The organism is Saccharopolyspora flava (assembly GCF_900116135.1).
Classification (GTDB): domain Bacteria; phylum Actinomycetota; class Actinomycetes; order Mycobacteriales; family Pseudonocardiaceae; genus Saccharopolyspora; species Saccharopolyspora flava.
Map to the genome: position 1 here is coordinate 720,367 of NZ_FOZX01000001.1, position 17,273 is coordinate 737,639.

At 71.1% G+C, this 17,273-nt stretch carries 17 protein-coding genes; 10 read left to right on the forward strand and 7 right to left on the reverse strand.

Annotated elements, in window-relative coordinates:
• Nucleotide 1: 1 nt before the first annotated feature.
• A complete protein-coding gene (locus BM424_RS03260) occupies nt 2-574 on the reverse strand; it encodes a TetR/AcrR family transcriptional regulator (protein WP_093413553.1) in 573 nt (190 codons plus the stop codon).
• A 107-nt stretch (nt 575-681) separates the two neighbouring features.
• Between BM424_RS03260 and BM424_RS03265 the strand changes: the two genes are divergently transcribed.
• The gene (locus BM424_RS03265) at nt 682-1,854 is read left to right on the forward strand and encodes an MFS transporter (protein ID WP_093413554.1); all 1,173 of its coding nucleotides are present in this window, start codon (nt 682-684) and stop codon (nt 1,852-1,854) included.
• Between the two features lie 37 nt (nt 1,855-1,891).
• On the opposite strand, the gene glgP is transcribed toward BM424_RS03265, so the two are convergent.
• On the reverse strand, nt 1,892-4,441 hold the full coding sequence (gene glgP, locus BM424_RS03270) for an alpha-glucan family phosphorylase (RefSeq protein ID WP_093413556.1): 2,550 nt from the start codon (nt 4,439-4,441) through the stop codon (nt 1,892-1,894).
• Nucleotides 4,442-4,530: 89 nt separating this feature from the next.
• On the opposite strand from glgP, the gene BM424_RS03275 reads away from it, so the two are divergent.
• From BM424_RS03275 to BM424_RS03285, 3 genes are all read left to right on the forward strand, one after another.
• Nucleotides 4,531-5,769, forward strand: a complete 1,239-nt coding sequence (locus tag BM424_RS03275) for a neutral zinc metallopeptidase (protein WP_245775576.1) — start codon at nt 4,531-4,533, stop codon at nt 5,767-5,769.
• A 241-nt stretch (nt 5,770-6,010) separates the two neighbouring features.
• Nucleotides 6,011-7,435 carry a neutral zinc metallopeptidase gene (locus BM424_RS03280; RefSeq protein WP_245775577.1) on the forward strand — a complete coding sequence of 475 codons (1,425 nt, stop codon included), beginning with the start codon at nt 6,011-6,013 and terminating at the stop codon, nt 7,433-7,435.
• A gap of 44 nt (nt 7,436-7,479) precedes the next feature.
• On the forward strand, nt 7,480-8,199 hold the full coding sequence (locus tag BM424_RS03285; protein WP_093413560.1) for a tyrosine-protein phosphatase: 720 nt from the start codon (nt 7,480-7,482) through the stop codon (nt 8,197-8,199).
• 117 nt (nt 8,200-8,316) lie between these two features.
• On the opposite strand, the gene BM424_RS03290 is transcribed toward BM424_RS03285, so the two are convergent.
• Nucleotides 8,317-9,237 (reverse strand): tetratricopeptide repeat protein, encoded by a 921-nt coding sequence (locus tag BM424_RS03290; RefSeq protein WP_093414608.1) that lies wholly within the window; start codon nt 9,235-9,237, stop codon nt 8,317-8,319.
• Nucleotides 9,238-9,614: 377 nt separating this feature from the next.
• On the opposite strand from BM424_RS03290, the gene BM424_RS03295 reads away from it, so the two are divergent.
• On the forward strand, nt 9,615-9,869 hold the full coding sequence (locus BM424_RS03295) for a hypothetical protein (RefSeq protein ID WP_175547914.1): 255 nt from the start codon (nt 9,615-9,617) through the stop codon (nt 9,867-9,869).
• A 70-nt stretch (nt 9,870-9,939) separates the two neighbouring features.
• On the opposite strand, the gene BM424_RS03300 is transcribed toward BM424_RS03295, so the two are convergent.
• Complete coding sequence (locus BM424_RS03300; RefSeq protein ID WP_093413563.1) at nt 9,940-10,242, reverse strand: MTH1187 family thiamine-binding protein; 303 nt, start codon at nt 10,240-10,242, stop codon at nt 9,940-9,942.
• A 101-nt stretch (nt 10,243-10,343) separates the two neighbouring features.
• Between BM424_RS03300 and BM424_RS03305 the strand changes: the two genes are divergently transcribed.
• A complete protein-coding gene (locus tag BM424_RS03305; RefSeq protein WP_093413564.1) occupies nt 10,344-10,844 on the forward strand; it encodes a MarR family winged helix-turn-helix transcriptional regulator in 501 nt (166 codons plus the stop codon).
• Here the strand turns inward: BM424_RS03305 and BM424_RS03310 are convergent.
• The 3 genes from BM424_RS03310 to BM424_RS03320 all read right to left on the reverse strand — a co-directional run bounded on the left by BM424_RS03310 (nt 10,841) and on the right by BM424_RS03320 (nt 13,050).
• A complete protein-coding gene (locus BM424_RS03310; RefSeq protein WP_425441970.1) occupies nt 10,841-11,200 on the reverse strand; it encodes a DUF3817 domain-containing protein in 360 nt (119 codons plus the stop codon). The genes BM424_RS03305 and BM424_RS03310 overlap by 4 nt on opposite strands.
• Nucleotides 11,201-11,257: 57 nt before the next feature.
• Nucleotides 11,258-11,584, reverse strand: coding sequence for a divalent-cation tolerance protein CutA (gene cutA, locus BM424_RS03315; RefSeq protein WP_093413566.1), 327 nt, complete (start codon nt 11,582-11,584; stop codon nt 11,258-11,260).
• An 80-nt stretch (nt 11,585-11,664) separates the two neighbouring features.
• Nucleotides 11,665-13,050: a glycoside hydrolase family 47 protein gene (locus BM424_RS03320; protein WP_217649613.1), complete on the reverse strand. Its 1,386-nt coding sequence runs from the start codon at nt 13,048-13,050 to the stop codon at nt 11,665-11,667.
• A 383-nt stretch (nt 13,051-13,433) separates the two neighbouring features.
• On the opposite strand from BM424_RS03320, the gene BM424_RS03325 reads away from it, so the two are divergent.
• Genes BM424_RS03325 through BM424_RS03340 form a run of 4 tightly spaced genes read left to right on the forward strand, consistent with a single transcriptional unit; the run spans nt 13,434 to nt 17,261 of the window.
• Nucleotides 13,434-14,408, forward strand: coding sequence for a LacI family DNA-binding transcriptional regulator (locus BM424_RS03325; protein ID WP_093413568.1), 975 nt, complete (start codon nt 13,434-13,436; stop codon nt 14,406-14,408).
• Nucleotides 14,405-15,448: a class I mannose-6-phosphate isomerase gene (locus BM424_RS03330; protein WP_245775578.1), complete on the forward strand. Its 1,044-nt coding sequence runs from the start codon at nt 14,405-14,407 to the stop codon at nt 15,446-15,448. Before BM424_RS03325 ends, BM424_RS03330 begins: the two co-directional genes overlap by 4 nt.
• Entirely contained in the window at nt 15,445-16,209 is a 765-nt protein-coding gene (locus BM424_RS03335; protein ID WP_093413570.1) for an ATP-binding cassette domain-containing protein, read from the forward strand. Before BM424_RS03330 ends, BM424_RS03335 begins: the two co-directional genes overlap by 4 nt.
• On the forward strand, nt 16,209-17,261 hold the full coding sequence (locus BM424_RS03340; protein ID WP_093413571.1) for an ABC transporter permease: 1,053 nt from the start codon (nt 16,209-16,211) through the stop codon (nt 17,259-17,261). Before BM424_RS03335 ends, BM424_RS03340 begins: the two co-directional genes overlap by 1 nt.
• Nucleotides 17,262-17,273: the final 12 nt, after the last annotated feature.

Sequence of the window (17,273 nt, forward strand, 5' to 3'; positions counted from 1 at the left end):
CTCAGCCGGGTTCGGTGAGGCGGCGGACGGCTTCGCGGGCCGCGGACTGGAGGTCTTCGACCTTCGTCTCGCCGAGGATCAGGCGGCGCAGCTGGGGCACGGCGAGCGGCCAGCTGATCGTGCCGAGGGAGAGCAGGACGAGCATGCCCGCGTCGAGGGCGCCGGTGACCTTGCCCGTCTCCTGGGCGTCGCGGACGGCGTCGACCTTGTCGCGGTAGTGCGCGGCGCGCTCGGATTGGGCGGTCACGCCGCTGTCGCCGCGCTCGAGCGATTCCCACATGAGCAGCCGCAGGATGTGCGGGTTGGCGGCGTGGTAGGCGGCGAGCCGGTCGACGTAGCCCGGCAGATCTTCGCCATCGATGGGAACCTCGGCGGCGAGGTCGGCCATGGCCGCCTCCAGCACGGCGCTGAACAGGTCGTCCTTGCCGCCGAAGTAGGCGTAGATCAGCTGCTTGTTGGCCTGGGCCTGCTTGGCGATGCGGTCGACGCGGGCGCCTGCGATGCCGTGTTCGGCGAACTCGGCCGTCGCGGCCTGGAAGATCCGCGCCTTGGTGGCTTCGGCGTTGCGGGGCACGCCCGCACCATACCGCTGCAACCAACTGTTTGGTTGACACGAACGGGCGCCATCCGGAGACTGTAACCAACCAGTTGGTTGCATCGTTTTCGCTGCGGAGAGAGTTGATGACCGCCGTCACACCCGAGACGGGCCGCCTCAGTCGCGGCCTGCTGTTCGCCGCCGCGCTGTGCGCCGGCATCACCGTCGCCAACATCTACCTCGCGCAGCCGATCATCGGCCCCGTCGCCGCGACCTTCGGCGCCTCCCCGCAGACCGCGGGCATCGTGGTCACCACAGGGATGCTCGGATACTCGGCCGGCCTGCTGTTCGTCATCCCCCTCGGCGACAGCCTCGACCGCCGCAAGATGGTCGGCGCGCTCAGCGCCCTCACCGCCCTGCTGCTGGCCGGAAGCGCCCTCGCCCCCTCGCTGCCGGTGCTCGCGGTCCTGGCCGGTCTGGCCGCCGTGACCACGGTCGTCCCGCAGATCCTCATCCCGCTCGTCGTCCAGCTCGCCGACCCCGCCCAGCGCGGCACCGCCATGTCCTGGGTGCAGGCCGGGCTGATCACCGGGATCATGGGCGCCCGCGTCGTGTCCGGACAACTCGCCGGACTCATGGGCTGGCGCTCCGTGTTCGCCGTCGGCGCCGCGCTCACGCTCATCGTCGGACTGTGGACCGTGCGGGTGCTGCCCAGCGACGGACAGCGCGACCCGGTCAAGTACTGGTCGCTGCTGCGCTCGCTGCCCGGCTACCTGCGCCGCGAACCCGGACTCCGCCGCGCCTGCCTGCGCCAGGCCGGAGCCTTCGCCGCGTTCAACACCATCTGGACCACCCTCGCGCTCGTGCTCACCGCACCTCCGCACGGGTTCACCGTCGCCCAAGCCGGGCTCGTCGGCCTGCTCGGCCTGCTCAGCGCCGCGCTCGCCCCCGTGGCGGGCGGGCTCGTCGACCGCCGCGGCCCGCTGCTGGTCGGAGCCATCGGACTGGCCGTACTCGCCCTCGCCACGATCATCATGATCCCGGGCACCGGCTCGCTGACCGCGCTGCTCATCGGCAGCGCCGCCGTGCCGATCGGACTTCAGGTCGGCCAGGCCGCCAACCAGAACGCGGCGCTGTCGGTCGACCCCGCCGCCGGAGGACGCCTCAACACGATCTTCATGCTGTCGTCGTTCCTGGCGGGCGCCCTCGGCTCCGCGGCGGGCAGCTTCGCCTACGGCGCCTACGGCTGGCCCGGCGTGTGCGTGACGGCCCTGATCTTCCTGGCCGTCGGCGCGCTCGGCATCCGCCGCGTCCGCTGACCCGCGCTCGGCGCCCGCACCTCGTGGGGCGCCGAGATCAGCCGGCGAGAACGACCTTGCCCAGCTCCGCCGGTTCCGACAACAACGGGTGCCGCGGCAGAACCCGCACGTTGTAACCGGCAGGGCCCGCGTGCGGCAACGTCACCGCCGCCGCGTAGCGGTCCTCGCCGATCGACTTCATCGACGCGGTGACGAAATCGTGCAGGACGTCGTTGTCGTCGACCCGGCCCACCACGACCTCGACATCCACATCGGACGGGTCCAGACCGGCCAGATCCACCCGGGCGCGCACCGTCACCTGCCCGCCGAGCAGCGGAGTCCCGTGATCCACCGACATCTCGGTGTCCCCGACCCGCACCCGGTTCCAGGCGGCCTGCAACCGCGCCCGGTAGTCGGCGATCTCCCGCGCCCCGCGGAAGTCGTCCTCCGACATCGCCCGCATCGACTGCGCGGCGGGCGTGTAGTGCCCGTCGACGTACTCGCGGATCATCCGCGACGCCTGCACCCTCGGCCCCAAGGTCGCCAAGGTGTGCCGCACCATCGACATCCACTTGCCCGGCACGCCGTCGCTGTTGCGCTCGTAGTACATCGGCGCCACGTGCTCGGAGATCAGCTCGTAGAGCGCGGCCGCCTCCAGGTCATCACGCCGGTTCGGGTCGCTGACCCCGTCGGCCGTGGGAATCGCCCACCCGTTGCGGCCGTCGTACATCTCGTCCCACCAGCCGTCGCGCACCGACAGGTTCAGCACCCCGTTGAGCGCGGCCTTCATCCCCGACGTGCCGCACGCCTCCAACGGGCGCACCGGGTTGTTCAACCACACGTCGCAACCGGTCACCAGGTAGCGGGCCAGCGACATGTCGTAGTCCGGCAGGAACACGATCCGATGCCGCACATCGGCGCTGTCGGCGAAGCGCACGATCCGCTGGATCATCGCCTTGCCGCCCTCATCGGCCGGGTGGGACTTGCCCGCCACCACGATCTGCACCGGGCGCTCGGAATCCAGCAGCAGCTCCCGCAGCCGGTCGGTGTCGCGCAGCATCAGCGTGGCCCGCTTGTAGGTGGGAACCCTTCGCGCGAAACCGATGGTGAGCACCTCGGGGTCGAAAACCGAGTCGCACCAGCCCAGTTCCAGATCCGAGGCACCGCGCTGCTGCCAGGCGACCCGCAACCGCCGCCGCACCTCGTCGATCAGCCGCTGCCGCAGCGAGCACCGCAGCTCCCACAGCAGCGAATCGCTGACCGGTTCCATCCCGCGCAGCCCCGCGCCGCTGTCCATCTCGGACTCGCCCAGCAGCTTGCCGAGCTCCCGCGCCGACCACGTCGGCCCGTGCACGCCGTTGGTGACCGAGCGGATCGGGACCTCCTCGACCCCGAAACCCGGCCACAGGTTGCGGAACATCTTGCGGATCACTTCGCCGTGCAGCTCCGAGACCCCGTTGGCGCGCTGCGCCAACCGCAACCCCATGTGCGCCATGTTGAACATGCCCGGGTTGTCCTCGGCGCCCAGCGCCAGAACCCGGTCCGACGGCACCCCCGGCAGCAGCGGCCGCTCGGCACCGTCGTCGAAGTAGTGGCGCACCAGGTCCACCGGGAACCGGTCGATGCCCGCAGGCACCGGGGTGTGCGTGGTGAACACCGTCCCCGCCCGCACCGCCGCCGTGGCCTGGTCGAACTCCAGACCCGGATCGGCCTGCAACTCCCGGATCCGCTCCAAGCCCAGGAAACCGGCGTGCCCCTCGTTGGTGTGGAACACCTCCGGCTGCGGATGCCCCGTCAGCCGGCAGTAGGCGCGCACCGCCCGCACCCCGCCGATCCCGGCGAGGATCTGCTGGCGGATCTTGTGCTCGGCGTCGCCGCCGTAAAGACGATCGGTGGTGCCGCGCAGGTCGTCGTCGTTGTCCGGCAGGTCGCTGTCGAGCAGCAGCAGCGGAACCCGCCCGACCTGCGCCTTCCACACCCGCGCGTGCAGGGTGCGGCCCGCGGGCATGGCGACCTTCACCACGACCGGCCGGTTGTCGGCGTCGGTGAGCACCTCCAGCGGCAGACCGCGCGGATCGATCACCGGGTAGTGCTCGACCTGCCAGCCCTCCGACGACAGCCCCTGCCGGAAGTAGCCCGACCGGTACAGCAACCCGACCCCGATGAGGGGAACCCCCAGGTCGGACGCGGACTTGAGGTGGTCACCGGCGAGCACCCCCAGCCCGCCCGAGTAGTTCGGCAGCGCCTCGGTCAGCCCGAACTCCATCGAGAAGTAGGCGATCGACGCGGGAAGTTCGGCACCCTCGTCCTGCCGCTGCTGGTACCAGCGCGGCACCGTCAGGTAGCGACGCAGGTCGTCGCCCACCGCGCGGGTGCGCGCCAGGAAGTCCTCGTCGGCGGCCAACTGCCGCAACCGCTCGGCGGGCACCTCCGACAGCAGCCGCAGAGGGTCGGCCCCCACCGCCGCCCACACCTGCGGGTCGACCGCCGAGAACAAGTCCTGGGTCGGCGGGTGCCAAGCCCAGCGCAGGTTGGTCGCCAGCTTGCCCAGAGCGTTGAGCGGCTCGGGCAGGTGGGCCCGGACGGTGAAGCGGTGGACGGCTCTCACGGGAGCGGACCCTATCTCGCTCGACACGCTCGCGTGCGACGCGCACCAACCCCACCGGGAGGGCGGCGACGGGTGGGAAGCTGGGGTGCGTGCGTGCATTCGGACTCGTCGCGGTGACCGTCGCGCTGCTCATCAGCGCCTGCTCCGCCCCCACCGCACCGCCACCGGGTGTGGCGGAGACCACCGCCGCCCCGGCCGCTTCCGTCGACCCGGCCTTCGTGCACGGCACCGACGGCGGCGCCACCGACGAGCTCGCGGCCGCCGTCGTCACCGACGTCCAGCGCTACTGGGCGCAGGCCTACCCCGAGACGTTCGGGTCCCCGTGGCGGAACCTCGACGGCGGGTTCTTCTCCGTCGACACCGCCGCCTCCTCCGGCACCGCCCCGCCCTGCGCCTCCACCCCGCAGGAAGTGGAGGGCAACGCCTACTACTGCCAGTCGGTGGACGCCATCGCCTGGGACCGCGCGGCCCTGCTGCCGGTGCTGCGCGAGCACTACGGCGACACCGCCGTGGCCGTGGTGCTGGCCCACGAGATCGGGCACGCCGTGCAGCAGCGCGCCGGTCTCGCCGACGGCGAGCCGCTGCGGCTGGAATCGATGGCCGACTGCTACGCGGGATCGTTCCTGCGCTGGGTCTCCGACGGCCGCGCCCCGCACCTGCGCACCAGCCCGCAGCAGCTCGACGACGCGCTGCGCGCCATCACCGTCTTCCGCGACCCGGTGGGCACCTCCGGCCACGGCACGGCCTTCGACCGCGTCACCGCGTTCCAGCACGGCTTCAACGGCGGCCCGCGCGGCTGCACCGACGTCCGCGAGAGCGACGTGGCCGAGCCGACCGGCCACGACCCGAACAGTCCCCTCACCGCGCTGCTGGACACGACCGCGATCGCCGACCACTTCGGCGAGATCGTCACCGAACGCGGCGGGCGATGGGTTCCCCCGGCCCGCGCGGACCGCTGCCCCGGCGCGCGCGGACCGGTCGGGTTCTGCCTCTCACCCCCGACGGTCGCCGCGGACCCGGCCGCGCTCGCCCGCACCCGCGACGACATCGGCGACCAGGCCGTCACCACGCTCCTGGCCTCCCGCTACGCCCTGGCCGCGCTGACCGAGCTCCACCAGCGCCCGACCGGGGCCGCGCTGTCGTGCCTGACGGGAGCGTTCACCGCGGCCCAGCCGCACCTGTCCCCCGGCGACCTGGACGAGGCGGTGCAGGTCGTCCTGGAATCCGACGCGGTGTCCCGCGGCGGAGGGACCCCGATGACCGGCTTCGAGCGGATCGCGGCCTTCAGCGACGGCGTGCGCTCCGGCGCCGGAGGGTGCCTGACGTGAGCATGGGAACCTTCCTGTCATCCCGCCTCGCCCGCTGAGCGGGGCATGGGAACCTTCCTGCCACGCGCGACCGGAGACCTCCCCGATCGGACGTGACGAAGATCGATCACCCGATAGGCTGCTGCGCGACGACCGGGCCGCGCGACCGGCCCGGTGCGAACGAGTTCGGTACCGGCGGCGAGATGGGACGCGTGGAGTGGTGGCGACGGCAAACCCGCGGCGGAAGCGGATCCTCGGTGCCGTGGTCTCGGCATTCACCTGCGCATCGCTGGTCAGCGGGTGCGCGCAGGTCATCAGCGGCGTCCCCACCACGGTGGGCGGCTACTCGACGACCGACGTGGCCGGGCTCCCCGCCGCCGACGGGCCGAGCGGGCCGAAGGACGGTGCTCCGCAGGCGCCGCTTCCGGTGGAGGGCACCGACAACGGCGAGATGGACAAGATCGCGCGCAACGCGGTCGCCGACGTCGACGCCTACTGGGCGGAGGCCTTCCCCGACGCGTTCCGCGGCAAGAAGTTCGAGCCGCTCAAACGCCTGATCTCCTACGACTCGGGCGCTCCCGGCGGCCCGCTGTGCGGGCAGAGCACCGCGGGCATGGTCAACGCCTTCTACTGCCCGTCCGAGGACCTCGTGGCCTGGGACCGAGGGACGCTGCTGCCGCAGCTCAACAACAGCTTCGGGCCGCTGGCGGTGGTGACCGTGCTGGCGCACGAGATGGGCCATGCCGTGCAGAACCGGGCAGGCACCGCCGGGCCGAACGATCCCGTGATCGTGCTGGAGCAGCAGGCGGACTGCTACACCGGCGCCTACTTCCGGCACGTCGCCGAGGGGTCGTCGCAGTACTTCCAGGTGTCCACCGGTTCCGGCCTCAACGAGGTCATGGGCGTGCTCAACTACATCCGCGACTCCCCGGGAACCTCGGACTTCACCGGCAGCAACGCGCACGGCACGGCGTTCGACCGGGTCAGCGCCTTCCAGTACGGCTTCAGCGACGGGCCGCAGCGCTGCGCGAAGATGACCAACCAGGAGGTCACGCAGCGCACGACGCTGTTCCAGAACTGGAAGCCCGCGCAGCAGGAGACCGAGCTGCCCATCGACGACAAGAGCCTGCGGGCGGTCGAGGACAGCTTGCACGCGGTCTTCCGGGACACCGGTGTCGAGCCGCCGGAGATCGTGGCCGAACCCAAGACGTGCTCGGGCCGGCAGCCGACCTCCCCCGCCTCGTACTGCCCGGAGACGAACACGATCTCGCTGAACGTGCCGGAGCTGCGGAAGATCGCGACCCCGCCGAGCAAGAGCAGCCAGTCCACCGGCTACGGCGACTTCGCCGCCTACGCCCAGGTCGCCTCCCGGTACGCGCTGTCGGTGCAGAAGGCCGCCGGCTACGCGCTCGACGACGAGTCGGCCGGGCTGCGCACGGCGTGCATGGTGGGCGCGTGGAGCGGGCTGCTGGTGGAAGATCCGATCGGGCAGCGCAATCCCGTCGGCAAGCTGCGGATCGTGCCGCAGGACATCGATGAGGGCGTGTCCGCGCTGCTCGGCGACGAGAGCCTGATCTCGGCGAACGTCAACGGCGACCAGGTCCCGGTCGGTTTCGCCCGGGTGGAGGCCTTCCGCGTCGGGGTGCAGGAGGGGCTGTCCCCCTGCACCACGAAGTACGGCGACTGAGTCCTTCCCGGACAACCCCGCGCCGTCCCGCACGTCCCCGGAACATGAGCGGACAACGGGTTCTGGACTTCGACGGTCTCGTCAACGCCCGCGACCTGGGCGGCCTGCCCGCCGCGGGCGGACGCATCCGGTGGGGAGCGGTGGTGCGCGCCGAAAACCCGGCGAAGCTGAGCGCGACCGGCTGGGAAGGCGTGTGGCGGCACGGGGTCCGCACGATCATCGACCTCACCTGCGAGCACGAAGCGGAACCGGACCTGGCGCCGCGCCCGGCCGGGATGACCACGATCCGGATCCTGCTGGACGATCCGTCCGACACCGAGTTCTGGGCCCGCTGGGGCGGGGCGCACAGCGGCACTCCCCTCTACTACGGCCCGTACCTGGACCGCTTCCCCGGACTGGTCGCCGAGGCCGTCGGCGCGCTGATCCGCGCCGAGCCGGGAGGCGTGCTGGTGCACTGCGGCGGCGGCCGCGACCGGACCGGCCTGATCGTCCTGGTCCTGCTCGCCGCGCTGGGCGTGAGCGCCGCGGACATCGCCGAGGACTACGCGCTCAGCCACCGGCGACGGGCCGAACTGTGCGCGGCGGCGGGCCTGGACGACGACACCGCGCGGATCCGGGCGTTCCTCGCCGAGCAGGGCACCACCGAGTCCCGGGCTCTCGACGAGGTCCTCACCGGCCGCGACTTCAGCGACTACCTGCGCGCGGCCGGGCTCGGCGATGAAGGGATCGCCGCGCTCCGCGCACGCCTGCTGGACCCGGCCTGAGCGACGCCGGGACCGGTGCAAGGGAACCTTTCGCTCACCCTGACGCACAACGCCCCCGGCACCGGTGGTCGGTGCCGGGGGCGTTCGCGTCGTGCGGTCGGTAGGTCCGCGCGCGGATCAGAACAGGGCGCTGGCGAGGTTGCGGCGGGCCTTGGCGACCCGCTCGTCGCCGTCCGGGAAGATCTCGAACATCTCGACCAGGTGCGTGCGCACGCGGTCGCGGTCATCGCCCGAGGTGCGCTTGACGGTCTGGATCAGGCGCGCGAAGCCCTCCTCGACCTTGCCGAACGCGACCTCCGCGTCGGCGGCGGCCAGCTGGGCGTCGACGTCGTCCGGGGAGGCGTCGGCGCGCTCGACGGCCGACGGGTCGGCCTGCTCGGCGCGCGCCATGAACCGCACCTGCATCAGGGCGGCCTTGGCCTGCTCGTTGTTCGGCTCGCTGTCGAGGATCTGCTGGTAGGCGGCCTCGGCCGCGGCGAAGTCGCCGTTCTCCAGGGCGTCCTCGGCGGCGGTGAACCGCGGGTCCTCGGGCTCTTCCTCCGGCTCAGCGGCCCCGGCGCCCTCCTCGGCGGCGCGGATGCCGGGCAGCTGGTCGCGCAGGGCGTTGAGCAGGGAGCTGATCCACTCGCGCAGCTGCGGCTCGGGCTGCGCTCCGGCGAACCCGTCGACCGGCTGGCCACCGGCGACGGCGATCACCATCGGCACCGACTGCACCTGGAACAGCTGCGCGATCCGCGGGTTGGCGTCGACGTCGATCTTGGCCAGCACCCAGGCGCCGTTGCCCTCGCGGGCGAGCTTCTCCAGCGCGGGGGACAGCTGCTTGCACGGCTCGCACCAGGTGGCCCACAGGTCGACCACGACCGGCACCTGCAGGGACCGCTCGACCACCTCGGCCTGGAAGTCGGCCTCGGTGACCTCGATGATCGCCGGGTGCGCTTGCCCGGCCGCGCCGTCGCCGCCGCCGGGCGGCTGGGCGGCGGAGTTCGCGGCGGCCTCGGCACGGTTCTTCAGTGCCGACAGGTCGACTGCGCCCGACATCGCGGCGGACATGGCTGCTGCGTTCTGGCGTGGATCCGGCCTCGTCACACACCCATCCTGACACGTCCGACCAGCGGCGTGGTGCGTGGGCGGGCGATGTGGGGAACCTTTCTCGCACGGCGCGGGCCAAGATCACGTCCAGGCGGCGGACCGATTACCGAATGCGCTCAACCAGACACGCCGAGAATTCCAAAGATCAATTCGAACCAGTGAACGAAGCCACTCGAACAGGTGGAGAAGGCGATCAAACCCTCAGGTACCCCCGCGGTGATCGCCGAAGAGGACACAGAACCCGCGAAAGGCTTCCGGCCGCTCGTGGGTTGCGGGGTCTCTCGTGGGGGACCTTCGGCCAGTAGTTCAACGAGAGGTTCGAAACAGTGCGTATTGCAACCCGTGTTGCCGGTGCCGCCGGCGTCGCCGCCCTCAGCATCGTGACCCTGGGCAGCGCCGCGTTCGCTGACACCGCCGACAACGACGGCGTCAACCTGCTGGACGACAACAACATCAGCGCCGTCCCGGTGCAGGCCTGCGGCAACAACGTGGGTGCCGCCATCGGCGTCGTCGTCCCGGTTCTGTCGCCGCAGAGCAGCGACTGCGTCAACGCCCCGGTGGTCGACCACCCGCAGGGCTGACGTCGGCCGCGAGCCTGACGTGATCACGGGGGTGGTGTCGATGACGACACCACCCCCGTTCCGCGTTCACCTACTGTTCCCGCAGATGTTGCTCGACCCGCTCGACCTTCTCCCGCAACTGCCCGGTGTGCCCGGGCCGGATGTCGGCCTTGAGGACCAGGCTCGTGCGCGGCGCGTGCGCCGAAACCGCCTCAGTCGCCCGCTTCACGACATCCATGACCTCGTCCCACTCACCCTCGATCGTGGTGAACATCGAGGTCGTCTCGTGCGGAAGACCGGAATCCCGCACCACCTTCACCGCGGCCGCGACCGCCTCGCTGACGCTGTCGCTCTCACCGGCACCGCTCGGGGCAACACTGAAGGCCACCAGCACGTCGACTCCCCTCGGTTCATCACCGTGAAAATGATCCCTAGGAAAAGTACTAGCAGCACAGCCATCGGGCTCGCGCGCTCTCGCTGCTAGCGTCGGAAGCTATGAGCTCCCGTGGTCCACTGCCCTTCGACCCCATCGCGCGCGCGGCCGAAACCTGGGCAGAGCGGATCGGCCCGTCCACGACGATGGCCGCGGTGACCAGCGTGATGCGCGTGCAGCAGATCCTGCAGTCCGCCGTCGACAACGCGCTTCGCCCGCACAACCTGACCTTCGCGCGCTACGAAGCGCTGGTGCTGCTGAGCTTCTCCAAGCGCGGCAGCCTGCCGATGCGCGTCATGGGCGACCGGCTGCAGCTGCACCCCACCAGCGTCACCAACATCGTCGACCGGCTCGAGCAGGACGGCCTGGTCCGCCGCGTCCCGCACCCGACCGACCGGCGCACCACCCTGGTGGAGATCACCGACGAGGGCCGCAACCTCATGGAGAAGGCCACCGACGCCGTCAACCAGATCGACTTCGGCCTCGGCGGCATCACCGAACGCCAGACCCAGCAGCTCACCGAACTGCTCGGCAAGGTCCGCCACGCCGCCGGCGACTTCTAGTTCAGCTCCTTGAGCGCGTAGCGGACCTGACCCCAGAAGGTCGGCGCGTCCGACTCCGGTTCGGTGAGCAGGCCCCTGCGGTGAGCCCAGCGCTCGAACCACACGGTGGCCAGCGGCGGCACCGACGCCACGAGCGCGAACGCCACCGGCCAGAACCGCCACCGCAGCGGGCTGAACACGACCAGCGTGGTCACCACGTACGCGGTGAACATGGCCCCGTGGATCGAACCCATGACGGTCACGCCCAGCGGCCAGCCGAGCCCGTACTTGAACGCCATCGCCACCAGCAGACCCGCCCAGGAGAACGCCTCGGCGATCGCCACCAGCCGGAACCACCCGCCATAGCTACGCGGCACGTCGACCCCACCTCCGATTGCACGGCACCTGCGAACGAGTGTGCCCGGTGGCGCGCGTCACGGGGACGCCGGAGTGGTCTGCTCGTCGACCCACGACAGGTAGTCCGGGTTCCCGCCGACGATCGGCGTCGCGATGATCTCCGGGACGTCGTAGCCGTGGTGGGCCTTCAGGTGCGCGATGAGGGGATCCAACCTGCCACCGGAGGTCTTGATCTGCAGCTGCCACTCCGGGTCGTCCTGCGCCGCGCCGTCCCACACGTAGAAGCTGCGGATCGGCACGACCTGCACGCACGCCCCCAACCGCGCCTCCACGACACCTCGGGCGAGCTCGGCGGCGGATTCCTCGGAGTCGGTGGTGGTCACCACCAGCACGTGATCGGCCATGCCACCAGCGTATCCGCGCGGTGAGGTGGGCATGGGAACCTTCCTGTCACCGCGGTGGCAGGAAGGTTCCCATGCTCAGGTCAGCGCCGGGCGCCGCGCAGCAGGTTCGCCTCGGTGCTCAGGTAGTTGTCCCGGTAGTCCAGGCGCGGGGTGTCGGAGAACAGCAGCCAGTAGTACTTCATCTGCTCCGACCACCAGTAACCCGGGCACGTGTCCTCTTGGGACGGTGGCGTGGCGGTGACGTCGCTGAGGGACGCGAAGCCGAAGGCGGCCTTGGACGTGGCGCGCATGTTCTCGAAGTGCGTGCGGGCTCGTTCGCGGAACACCTCGTCGCCGGTGGCCAGCCACAGCATCAGCGCCGAGTCGGCGAACTCGGGGCGCAGCGCGTTGTCGACGCGGGTGGCGCTCATCGTCGCGTAGTCCACGAAGGTCGGGATCACGCCGAACCGGTCCTGCACGAGGGAGAACGAGTCGTGATAGGCGCGACCCTCGTCGACGTGACCGGATTCGGCGAGCAGCCCGGCGTAGAAGCCGGCGAGGACGCTCTGCTCGCGGCTGAGCACCTCCCCGGTGAACGCGTCGATCTGCGGGAACCACAGGTGCCCGTCGCGGCGTTCGGCCTGCCGAGCCAGGATCGCCTCGGTGAGCGTGTCGTACCAGTGCTTGAGGTCGGGGTCGCCGAAGAGCCGATAGCCGTCCCAGAGGTACTCGTAGTAGGAGTCGCCGGGCGGGCCGATGGTGGCCTCGCGGTTGCGCCACCTCCCGGTCTCGGCATTGATGTCGTGCGGCAGCAGGCCGAGTTCGGTGCGGTTGTCGTAGGCGACGCGCATCGCGCGCTTCGCCGCGTCGTAGTAGCGGGAATCCCCGGTCCACTGCGAGAGGACGCCGAACTCGGCGATGTAGGTGCCGATCTCGACGATGTTGGTCTCGGGGTCGCTGACCTGCCCGGTCGCCAGGTTCACGTACCGGTAGGGCAGTCCCGTCGGGGACTGGGTGAAGGCCGGCAGCAGCCGGTCGGCGATGTCCTCGGCCCGGTCGAGGAGCCGGGAATCACCGGTGCAGTGGTAGGCGGCGGCGAGCCCGCCGACCATGCGGATGTTGGTCTCGAAGACCTGGAACGGCGCGTCGATGTCGAAATCCAGGTGGTCGACGATCCACCGCACCGCGCGGGCGACCTCGTCGTCGGCCTCCATCAGCCACAGCGTGTCGACGGCTTCGACGAGGCTCAACCCCACCGAGTGGCCCTCGGCGAAGAAGTCCTCCCTGCCGCCGGAGATCGGTTTGATCTGGTCGGCGCCGAAGGCGCGGTCGACGTAGTGGCGCCACGCCCACAGGTACTCCTCGCGGACGGTGTCGGCGACCGGTTTCCAGCTCCCCTGAGCCGAAACCGGGCCGGACGTGGTCGAGAACAACCCACCTGCGACCGCGACGGCGCCCAACGCGCGCAACGCGGACCTTCGGGACATGCCTGGAAGCATCGTCAACTCCGCACCTGGACAACCTTGTCAAGCCACGCCGCACCACCGTCGCGGGCCGTCACCGACCAGGTCAACGCGCAGCGCCGCAGTTGTCGGTTTTGGACACCCGCGGGCGCCGACCGGCCGCACCCGTTCCACCACCGGACGCCTTGACCGCGCCCTTCACGCCCGCCGGAACGGGAGCAAGGGAACCTTTCTGCCAACCCCGGCCGATGAAGGGACCCTTCCGGCGATTGGGCCGAGCGGCGCATTCCGCGCATCCGGGCGCAGCAAGTTCACCGTCGCGGCGTTGACAGGCAACTCGTGCGCGGAGTCCAATCCGCAGCACCATGACAACGTTGTCTGAGTCGAGAAGCGTCCGCCGCGCCACCATGACCGACGTCGCGCGGCTGGCCGGGGTGAGCGTCAAAACGGTCTCCCGCGTCGTCAACGCCGAGACCGGCGTGCACCCGGCGACCGCGCAGCGCGTGCTGTCGGCCATCGACCAGCTCGGCTTCCGCCGCAACGTCAGCGCCCGCAACCTGCGCCGGGGCACCGGCACCGGCACGCTCGGCCTGGTCCTGGAAGACCTGGCCAACCCCTTCTACTCGATGCTGACCCGCGCGGTGGAGGAAGTCGCCCGCGTGCAGGGCAAGCAGGTGCTCACCGGTTCCTCCGACGAAGACCCCACCCGCGAGCGGGAACTCGTCCTGGAGTTCTGCGCGCGCCGCGTCGACGGGCTCGTCGTCGTCCCCGCAGGCCACCAGCACGGGTACATCGCGCACGAGATCAACGCCGGGACACCGGTGGTGTTCGTCGACCGGCCGCCGGGCAATCTCGACGCGGACTCGGTGCTCATCGACAACGCCGGCGGCACCGCCCAGGCCGCGCGGCACCTCGCCGACCACGGGCACCGCCGCATCGCCTTCCTCGGCGACTCCCCCGACATCCACACCGCGGCCGAGCGACTGCGCGGATTCCGGGAGGGCTGCGCCCAAGCCGGTGTGCCCTTCGACACGGACCTGGTCGTGATGGGCCCGCACGACGACACCACCGTCACTGCGGCCCTGTCCGGGCCGCTGCGCGACGCCACCGCGCTGGTCACCGGCAACAACCGGATCACCGTGCACGCGCTGCGCGCGCTGGCCGGACGCCCGTCGCGCCCGGCGCTGGTCGGCTTCGACGACTTCGAACTGGCCGACCTGCTGGACCCGCCGATCACCGTGGTCACCCACGACACCTGGGCGTTGGGCAAGTCCGCGGCCGAGCTGCTGTTCGCGCGACTGGACGGCGACACCTCGCCGCCCGGTCGCGTGGTCGTCCCGACCACGCTGCTGCCCCGAGGATCCGGAGAGGTGGTCCGTTGAGTTCCGTCCACAGTGCACTTCCCGCGCAGGCCGCGGCCCTGCCGGCGAACCAGCCCCGGCAGTTCTACCGGGGTGGGGCGTCGATCGCCGCGTTGCGCGGCGGTGACCACGACCGCGAGTTCGGCCCCGAGGACTGGGTCGCCTCCACCACCGCCCGCTTCGGGCACGACGAATCCGGGCTCTCGCGGCTTCCCGACGGCAGGCTGCTGCGCGACGCCGTCAGCGCCGACCCGCAGGCCTGGCTCGGAGCCGAGCACACCTCGGCCTTCGGCGACAGCACCGCGCTGCTGGTGAAGCTGCTCGACGCGGGCCAGCGGCTGCCGGTGCACTGCCACCCCGACAACGGTTTCGCCCAGCGCCACCTCGGTTCCCGGTTCGGCAAGACCGAGGCCTGGATCGTGGTGGGAACCAGCGGCCCGAATCCCGTGGTGCACCTGGGCTTCCGGGACGACGTGTCACCGGAGACCGTCGCCGAGTGGGTGCGCACCCAGGACTCCTCGGCGATGCTGGGCTCGCTGAACGAGATCCCGGTCAAGCCGGGCGACACGGTGCACGTGCCCGCAGGCACCCCGCACGCCATCGGCGCCGGGGTGTTCATCGTCGAGCTGCAGCAGCCCACCGACTTCTCGATCACCCTGGAGTGGCGGGGATTCCTCGCCGACGCCGAGAGCGCGTTCCTCGGCCTGGACACCACCACCGCCCTGGAAACCGTCAACCGCACGCGCTTCGACGACGCGCTCCTGTCGTCGTTGATCAAGCGCACCGGCGGCGCGGATGAAGGTCGCGTTCCTCTCCTCGCCGACGACGCCGCACCGTTCTTCCGGGCCGACCGGCTGCACGGTCCGGCCGAACTCGACCCGTCGTTCGGCGTGCTGATCGTCCTCGACGGCCGCGGCGAGCTGCACTGCGCGGAAGGTTCCCCTCTGCAGCTCAGCCGCGGCACCACCGTCGTCGTGCCGCACGCCGCGGGCCGCACGCGGCTCGACGGCGACCTCACCACCGTGCTGTGCAGACCTCCGTCAGCTGGGAGCCACGCATGACCCAACCCCTTCTCGAAGCACGCGACCTCGTCAAGCGCTACGGCGGCGTCGAGGCGCTGCGCGGAGCGTCCTTCACCGTGCACCCCGGTGAAGTCGTGGCGCTCATCGGCGACAACGGTGCCGGCAAGTCCACCCTGGTGAAGTGCCTGTCCGGGGTGGAACAACCCGACTCGGGCCAGATCCTGGTCGACGGCGAGCCCGTGTCGCTGGACTCCCCGTCCGCCGCCCGCGGACACGGGATCGAAACCGCCTACCAGGACCTGGCCGTGGCGCCGGACCTGGATCCGGCCGCGAACCTCTTCCTCGGCCGCGAGATCCGCAAACCGGGCCTGCTCGGCAAGCTCGGAATGCTCGACAAGGCCGCGATGCGCACCGAAGCCCGCGAGCAGTTCGCCAAGTTCGGGGTGTCGCTGCCCGACCTGTCGGTGCCGATCGGCGCCCTGTCCGGCGGCCAGCGCCAGAGCGTCGCGGTGGCGCGCTCGGTGGCGTGGGCGAACCGCCTGGTGTTCCTCGACGAACCCACCGCCGCGCTCGGCGTGGTGCAGCGCGAACGCGTCCTCGACGTCGTCCGGCGGGTCCGCGACACCGGCATCGCCGTCGTGCTGATCAGCCACAACATGCCCGAGGTGCTGTCGGTCGCCGACCGCGTCGAAGTGCTGCGCCTGGGCAGCCGCGTCGCCCGGTTCAAGGCCGCCGAAGCCCAGTTGGAGGACCTGGTCGGTGCGATGACCGGGGCCCTCGCCCAGGAGGACGCCGACTGATGCCCGCTCCGCAGAAGACCTCCGGCACGACCCCGGTGCAGCAGACACCCGACGACAAGGCCACGAGCCTGCGCTCGCGGCTGGCCGGATCCAACACCGCGTGGACCGGCCTGGTGCTGGTGGCGTTGTGCGTGCTGTTCGGCGCGCTGCGCCCGGACGCGTTCCTGACCCTGTTCAACGTGCAGAACCTGCTCGTGCAGGCCGCACCGCTGCTGATGCTCGCCGTGGGCATGACCTTCGTGATCATCACCTCCGGCATCGACCTGTCGGTCGGGTCGGTGCTGGTGTTCGCCGGGGTCGTCTCGGCGATGACCATGGAAGCGCTCAGCGGCGGCGACGCCACCGGCGCCGGGTGGGGCGTGATCGCCGTCGGCCTGGTGGTGTCGCTGCTCGGCGGCGCGGCGTGGGGTCTGCTCAACGGGCTGCTGGTGGCGGTGGCGCGGGTGCCTGCGCTGATCGTCACGCTCGGCTCGTTCGGCGCGGCGCTGGGAGCCGCGCAGCTGCTCACCAACGGCGTCGACGTGCGCACGGTTCCCTCGGTGCTGCGCACCACCCTGGGGACCGGGACGTCGTTCGGGGTGGTGCCGAACCTGGTGATCCTGGCGGCGATCGTGACGCTGCTGGCGTGGTGGCTGCTGCACACCACCGTGTTCGGTCGCTACACCTACGCGATCGGGTCCAACGCCGAGGCCGCGCGGCGCAGCGGCATCAAGGTGACCCGCCACCTCGTGGTGGTCTACGCGCTGACCGGGGTGCTGGCCGGTCTGGCCGGTTTCATGTCACTGGCCTACTTCGGCACGACCACGATCAGCGGTCACAGCAACGACAACCTCAACTCGATCGCCGCCGTGGTGCTGGGCGGGACCAGCCTGTTCGGCGGCATCGGATCGATTCTCGGCAGCGTCATCGGCATCTTCATCCCGGCGGTGCTCGACGCCGGGTTCGTGATGGCCGGTGTTCGCCCGTTCTGGCAGCCGATCGCCGTCGGGGCGGTCCTGGTCGCCGCGGTCTACCTGGACCAGCGGCGGCGTCGAGCCCGCAACAGCCGGTGAGACCCCTTCTTC